The sequence below is a fragment of the Propionivibrio sp. genome (assembly GCF_016790145.1).
Classification (GTDB): domain Bacteria; phylum Pseudomonadota; class Gammaproteobacteria; order Burkholderiales; family Rhodocyclaceae; genus Propionivibrio.
The window spans coordinates 1-6,759 of sequence record NZ_JAEUOI010000123.1; the positions used below are offsets into that span (position 1 = coordinate 1).

The window sequence follows — 6,759 nt, forward strand, 5'->3', positions numbered from 1 at the left end:
CAAGCCAAAGGTGCTGATAGGCTTGAACCAAAATGGTAAGCGGTCAGGTATGGCTCTTTGTGAATGGGTCATCGTGGACAGTGTGCCGCCGGCGAAAAGGAGGGATCCGCCCCGCTCAGAAATATACGCGGAACAGGGTAAACCCGTAGTACCGCCGGAAACTGCAGGTGAACCGCAAGGAACACTGTTGGTACTGCGGGCAAAGGATTGAGGAAAAAGCGTCATGGAAAGCTTTCCATGACGCTTGGGGCAGCCACCTCCTTCTCGCCTCAAATTCAAACGCTTACGCCACTGACATCAACATCATCGGGCTAAAGTAAGCGCCATTCGGCTATGCACCTTCTGCAATCGGGTGCTGGCGTCGATGTAATCTTTTGATACACTACTTGGAATTTCGATGAAATTTCGAAGAGCTGCTATCGGGAATTATTTAAGCGGACGGCTATCGGCCTATTCTGTTGAAAAACTCAGTTTTATTTTTTGCTGAACGAGGCCCGTCGGTCCGAGCTTGAAGTTTTCATCGAACTGGTTGTGAGTTACGGAAGGCGAGATATCGTGAACCCGCTGTTACGCGGTTACCAGACTTGCATTTGGTCCTTTTGGCATTAACCACATCACCATTCGTCGTAAATTCTGTGCGGTTGCTGCCAGCAAGAACTCATCTTGCGCACCGCTGAAGCCACGTAATCGTAACTTGTCCAGCTTCAGGATGCGCTTCAGATGAGCGAACAGCATTTCGACCTTCTTTCGATCTTTGCGTGACTGTGCGTAGGCATCGGTTGTGGCAATGGCGCGAGCCACGTCGCGGGCGTCTTCATGGATGCTGCGGGCGATCTTTCGAATCGACGTGTTCGGGCAGCACTGATTTTTCATCGGGCATTTGGCGCAGTCCATCTGGCTTGACCTATAGACGATGGTGTCCGCCTTGGAAAGATGTGTGCGGGGATTCTTGAAGGGACGCCAATTGGAGCGAAGTGCCTTGCCTGCGGGGCAGCGGTATTCGTTGGTCTGCGCATTCCACTCAAACTCGCTGGAGGAGAATGTTCCATCCTCACGCTCGGTCTTGTCGCAAACCGGCGCATGCGGTTCGATCTGTTTCTCATCGACCAGCCAGCCGAGCATGGCGGCTGAACCATAGTTGGTATCGCCGACCAGGCGCTCTGGCTTCAGATCGAACGTGTCCTCGACCCGCTCGATCATCGTCTTGGCCGCATCAACCTCGGCCGTCTTGTTGACGGCTGACGCTTCGACATCGACGATGATGCCGGCCTTGAGATCGATCAGATAGTTGGTCGAATAAGCGAAGAAGGCCGGACCACCCGGAGCAGCGGTCCAGGAGGCTGCGGGATCCGTCAGCGAAATGGATTTGCGCGGTGCCTCCGGATCATTAGCCTCCTCCAATGCCGCAAGGTACTCGCGCACTGGTCGAGTTGCCTCGTCCGGGTTGCCCCAGTCAATCGGTTCATTCCCCGGTACGCCACTCTGCCGCTGGGCATCGGCCTTGACGATGCTGGCGTCTGTCGCAAAGCCTTCGCCGCGCACCAGTCCTTCGGCCATGCAGCGCTGAAGAACGCCTTCGAACAAATGGCGAAAGGCTTCGCTGTCGCGAAAGCGACCGTGCCGGTTCTTGGAGAATGTCGAGTGATTCGGCAGCGAATCTTCCAGCCCCAGCCGACAGAACCAGCGGTAGGCCAGATTGAGATGAACTTCCTCGCACAGGCGCCGCTCCGAACGAATCCCGAAGCAGTAGCCAACGATGAGCATGCGGATCATCAGTTCCGGATCAATCGAGGGGCGTCCGACGGGACTATAGAATGGTTCCAGATGCTGCCGGAAAGCAGTCAAGTCGAGAAACTGGTGAATGCCCCGGAGCAGGTGATCCTCCGGCACATGGTCTTCCATGCTGAAGGTGTAGAACAGTTGCTCGCGGCCTGTTGCTTGGCGACCCATCATGGCAATGCACCCTCCTTAACAATGCCATAATCATATCAGAAATGCCTATGGCATGTCAAGGAGTTTTTCAACAGAATAGGCCATGAACAGACGTTCGAGTGGGTCGAATATCAAGGTGAGCAAGTGACGGCAACCTGATCTCCAACCTGACGTTGGCACTAATCTGTAGTCAGTCTCTTGGTCGACCAGAGCCGTCAGGAGGCTTGTGTAAAACGGGGCGGTAATTTTTCGCACATGGGGTACCCGGACTCACTTTCGCCCCCCCGGCCTATCGCAAACCGGATACCCAAACTTTGTTTCGCACCCGAGTTACTGATTCGCTGAGAACCACCTCGCGTAAATCTTCTCGTAGGTTCCGTCTTCGTAGATCGTGAGTATCGCTTCGTTGATTTTCTTGCGCAGATCACTACCCTCCGCAACGGCGATAGCGTACTTTTCCTGTCGGAAAAGTGGACCGACGACTTGAACCACGCCTTGCCCCTGCTTCGCTGCCCAGTACTGAAGGGTTGGCGCGTCGAACACGACGGCTTGCACCTCGCCTTCGCTGAGCATCCGGATGGCCTCGGGACCATAGTTCACGTTGACAAAAGGCAATCCGCGATGGGCCAGATAGTCTCCGGCGATGGTTCCCTTCACGCTGGCGATCGTCTTGCCTGGCAAGTCGTCGGGGCCGTGAATGCTCGACTGGAGGCGCTCGACGGTCTGCGACGAGGTGACTATGGCCGTCAACTGGGCGATCAGCACGACGCCGAGGAGCCACATCAATACCACGGTGACCCGCTTGACCACGCCCGGTGCATCGCGGTCGCCATGCTCGCCGGTGGCGATGATGAGCATGGTTCCCCACAGGCCTTCGCCAATCGCCCGCAGGTAGCCCTTCGCGAAATTGCTGTTTCTGCGCCGCTCGACGAGCCACAGCACGTTGGCGAGCAAGAATACAATGACGATCGCTGCCGCGAAGAGGTGTCCGATGGCCTGCCACGGCATCGACCGAAGGGCGCTCAGGAACCGGCTTTCCTGCTGTGCACGCACCATGATCTGCAATCCGGAATCGAAATAGGGATGCGAAAAGTCCACGAGCATCTCGCGTTCTGTTGTCATGGTGATCGCGGCGATGGCGACATCGGCGTCGCCTCGTTGCACCGCCTGCAGCAACTCGGGCTGCGGGACCTCCCGCCATACAAATTCAACATGCATGCGCCGCGCCACCTCGTTCCACAGGTCGATGCTGAAGCCGGCTGGTGGATCGGTCTTTGGGAGAACGAACGGTGCGACGGGGGTCGTGACCACACTCAATGGACGGCTCGCGGCGACATCGGTTGTGGCCGACCACGCCGAGTGCATCCCGATCGCCAAGGCTATCCCCAACACGCCGAAGATGGAAAGGTAGTGGCGCAGGAGTCCGCCTCGCTTCCCACTATTCGCTCTGGTCATTGCTCGACTCGGTTCCGGAAGAAGAGCGCAGCGATCCGTTCGCGCCCGAGCACACGGCCCAGTTCCTTCACGGCGAAGAATGGAATCAAGGTGACCAGAACGACCACGCTATTGGCAAGTACCTCGCTTATCCCTTTTTGCGCGAAGAACTCGCCGAGCGCTACGACGAGTCCATCGCCGTGTAGCAATCCCTTGATCGCATATTCGACGATTCGGAAGACCAGGACGAAGATGGTGAATATCAGGGCCTTGTAGATCGTTGGGATGATCAGCGGCTTGTGCTCAAGCCATCGCCCGAGACGAAAGACGCTGCCGATCATGATCACCTTGCCGAGAAGCATGGCTGCGAACAGCCCCAACCAGTAGTTGGTGTATGTGATGCTGTATTCGGCGAGCAGGAATCGTCGGTACTGTGTGAACGCGGCGAAGACGAGGGCCAGATAGACAACGTTGAACGCATACTCAATCAACTCGAGCCGCACCTTCTTCGTCAATCTTTCAATTTGCATGTCGATACGCTCCGTACTCGAAGGCGCTGCCAAACCACATGCTGGCCTCCGGAAAATTGACGCAACGGAGCGAATCGCCGACTTCGCGGCCTATGCGTCCTCCGAGCAGGTCGCCTCCACTCCTAATTCACAGATCTTCTTCTACAAGCGCTTTGAGGCGTCCTTTTTTCACCGCCGCTACCAGCGCCGCATGGTCGCGAATCGTCTGGTCGGCGTAAGCCAGGGCGAAGTCGCCCATGGCTTCGTCAAAGACCTCCGTCTTGCCGAGATAGCCACTGATCTTCGCGGCGTCACCAGACCTGGCGTGGGCGCGGGCCAGAACAGTCCCGCACATTCCTGCGTACCGTTTGTATTGCACGGCCGAAGCACCCTCCAGCGGTATGGACAACTTCATGTCGCGCAACTGCCGCCCGAAGAAATGGTAACCGCGACGGCCCTGCGTCCAGCCCAGGAAAATGTCGCTGGAGGACTGCATCAGCCGCTGCCCCACCACCACCCGTTGACCCTGATTCTCATAGGCACTCTTGCCGGCATAGGGCGCCAGCACCGAGGGACAGGCCTCCTTGAATTGCAGGAGGAGGGGATGGCCTTCCGGGGAGGAAAACAGACCCACCATGCAGCGCGTGCCGACACTGCCGATACCGACAACTTTCACCGCAAAGTCCTCCAGGCGGTAGCGATCGAACAAAACGCGGCGATCGTCAGGCAGCGATTGGCGGTAAATCGCCAGGCCCTCGCGGAATCGCTTCTCGACGCCCTTCTCGGCCAAGTGGAAAAGCACCGGGGGCTGATCCACCAGACGATGGTGTCCGCCGACCGGGGCGGCCAGCTTGGGGAACAGATATTCGCCGATCCGCTGACGGGCTTTCGCGGCAACGTCCTCACGTGCTTTCTTGAGCCTGGCGTCTGGCGCCTGGTCGATCAGGGTTTGCCAGTCCAGGCGCTCGTACCAGATTTCCAGCGGGTTCTTCTTCGAGCACTCGCGCAGGTGTTCCCGGTAGGTACCGGTGCAGGCGACGGCAGCGTCCCGCGCGTCCTTGTCGGTGCAACCACTGTCCCGGGCGGCCACCGCGAAGCTCGCCACCAGGCGTTTGACGTCCCACTCCCAGGGAGCCGGCAGGGTCTCGTCGAAATCGTTCAAGTCGAACACCAGATTGCGTTCGGGGGTGGCGAACAGACCAAAATTCAGCAGGTGACAGTCGCCGCAGGCCTGCACCCGCAGGCCGGTGCTGGGGGTGGTGGACAGGTCGTAGGCCATCAGGCCTGCCGAGCCGCGCAGGAAGGTGAAAGGACTGCGCAGCATGCGCCCATAGCGGATAGGCACCAGTTCCTGCATTCGATCCCGGTTGGATTCCTCCAGCACGTCGATGGGGTCGTGGCGCTTGGCCGGCGGCTGCCACTCGGCATGGCGCTCGCGCGGCACGGTTTCGCGCAGTGCCTTGCCCGCCGCCAAGCGTTCCGGCCGCGAGAGAAACTCCGGGAGCGACGCTTTGCGCCGTTCGCCCTTGGGCACTGTCTTGCTGATGTCACTGCTCTTGGTCATGGGTCAAACCTCTCTGATCGATCGATACGTTCGTTGGGTTTCTTTGGCGGCTTATCATTATTTCAAAATTCACAACAAAATTGTCGTCGACCGCAACGGCCCTCATTTGAGGTCGGCGTTCTTGAAGAACTTGGTGCCCGATACGGTGGGCGTCGCCGATAACCCGCTAGCGGTGATCTGATACAGGCAGACGCCGCGAGCGATTGCGGCCGCGCCGGTAAACATTCCGCCCTGGCCGCCAACCGCCGCGCGGCAATGGACGCCCTTGGCGTCGTACAGTGACTTGTTTTTCGTGTTGCATGAAATTCACCCTTTGGCAGACAAAAAACCGAGGGAACCTCAGTCCATGAGTTGGCTCCTATCGGTTGAAGGGAAACAAGGTCTGCGCCGAGACGACATCGGGCACTCTCCGAACCAGAGCTGACGGCCAAGGCGCTCCAAAGCGGCCAACGAAGATTACGGAACCGGCCGGCCATATTTCAGATCGCCTCAAATGCGCGCCGGAGGTCACGCCTTGTCGCCGGGTTTCATCGCCGGCGCCATATACCACTTTTCCTTCGGCACTATCTTGGGGTGTTCGGGATCTTTCTCGTAGGAAGGCGTCATGATCTGCACGCCGTACTCGTTGAACACATCGAGGATGTTCCCGTGCAATGCTGTATAGATCCGGTTCATTCCATGGGAATCGCCGGTATACGCATTGATCTCGTACGTCACGGCGAAATCCCCGAGCGATTTCTTCAGCACGAAGGGAGGCGGGTCCCCGAGTAGGTCCGGTGTGCGCCCGGCCGCGAGCGTGAGCATCTCCTCGACCTGGCGCCACGGCGTTTCATAACCGATGCCGACGGTGGCGTGCAGAATGAGCCCTCGGTTCTTCGCAAACGCGCTGTAATTGATGACATGGCTGTTCAGGATCACCGAGTTCGGAACGATGATCTCCTCGTTCTTGATGGTGCGGATGTGTGTCACGAGAAGGCGGGTCTCCGTGACATCGCCCCGGATGTCGTCGACCTGGATGCGATCCCCGATCCTGAACGCGCGCCGGTAGATCATGGTGTATCCCGCAATCAGGTTCGCGATGATGGAGGACGACCCGACTGAGAAGATGACGCCAAGAAATATCGTCAGGCCCTTGAAGGCGTCCGACCCTGAGCCGGGAATGTAGGGATAGGCCACCACCAGCGCCAGAATGACAACCAGCAGGCGCACAATCTTGAAGGTCGGCATTGCCCATTCCCGCTCGAAGTTCGCAATCGTGATCGCACCGCGCTCGACACCCTGAAAGAAGAGTCCGATGAGTTTGAGCAGGTAACGCACGAC

General features: G+C 58.2%; 6 protein-coding genes. 1 reads left to right on the forward strand and 5 read right to left on the reverse strand.

The features are described from left to right. On the forward strand, positions 1-211 hold a 211-nt coding region (locus JNM42_RS10675; protein WP_294269270.1), incomplete at its 5' end, for a hypothetical protein. A 356-nt stretch (positions 212-567) separates the two neighbouring features. Here JNM42_RS10675 and JNM42_RS10680 read toward each other — a convergent pair. The 5 genes from JNM42_RS10680 to JNM42_RS10700 form a co-directional block, all read right to left on the reverse strand. Further along, positions 568-1,953, reverse strand: a complete 1,386-nt coding sequence (locus JNM42_RS10680) for an IS1182 family transposase (protein WP_294269272.1) — start codon at positions 1,951-1,953, stop codon at positions 568-570. A 309-nt stretch (positions 1,954-2,262) separates the two neighbouring features. After that, positions 2,263-3,387 carry a transporter substrate-binding domain-containing protein gene (locus JNM42_RS10685; protein WP_294269274.1) on the reverse strand — a complete coding sequence of 375 codons (1,125 nt, stop codon included), beginning with the start codon at positions 3,385-3,387 and terminating at the stop codon, positions 2,263-2,265. Then, on the reverse strand, positions 3,384-3,896 hold the full coding sequence (locus JNM42_RS10690) for a hypothetical protein (protein ID WP_294269277.1): 513 nt from the start codon (positions 3,894-3,896) through the stop codon (positions 3,384-3,386). The genes JNM42_RS10685 and JNM42_RS10690 overlap by 4 nt, the downstream gene beginning before the upstream one ends. A gap of 127 nt (positions 3,897-4,023) precedes the next feature. Then, positions 4,024-5,439, reverse strand: coding sequence for a DUF2252 domain-containing protein (locus JNM42_RS10695; protein ID WP_294269280.1), 1,416 nt, complete (start codon positions 5,437-5,439; stop codon positions 4,024-4,026). 507 nt (positions 5,440-5,946) lie between these two features. Further along, positions 5,947-6,759, reverse strand: an 813-nt coding sequence (locus JNM42_RS10700; RefSeq protein WP_294269283.1) for a mechanosensitive ion channel domain-containing protein, incomplete at its 5' end; no start/stop codon positions are given.

Excerpts from the sequence above, each read along its gene's own strand:
- JNM42_RS10680 (WP_294269272.1), bottom strand. The coding sequence starts at position 1,953 with ATGATGGGTCGCCAAGCAACAGGCCGCGAGCAACTGTTCTACACCTTC.
- JNM42_RS10685 (WP_294269274.1), bottom strand. The coding sequence starts at position 3,387 with ATGACCAGAGCGAATAGTGGGAAGCGAGGCGGACTCCTGCGCCACTAC.
- JNM42_RS10690 (WP_294269277.1), bottom strand. The coding sequence starts at position 3,896 with ATGCAAATTGAAAGATTGACGAAGAAGGTGCGGCTCGAGTTGATTGAG.
- JNM42_RS10695 (WP_294269280.1), bottom strand. The coding sequence starts at position 5,439 with ATGACCAAGAGCAGTGACATCAGCAAGACAGTGCCCAAGGGCGAACGG.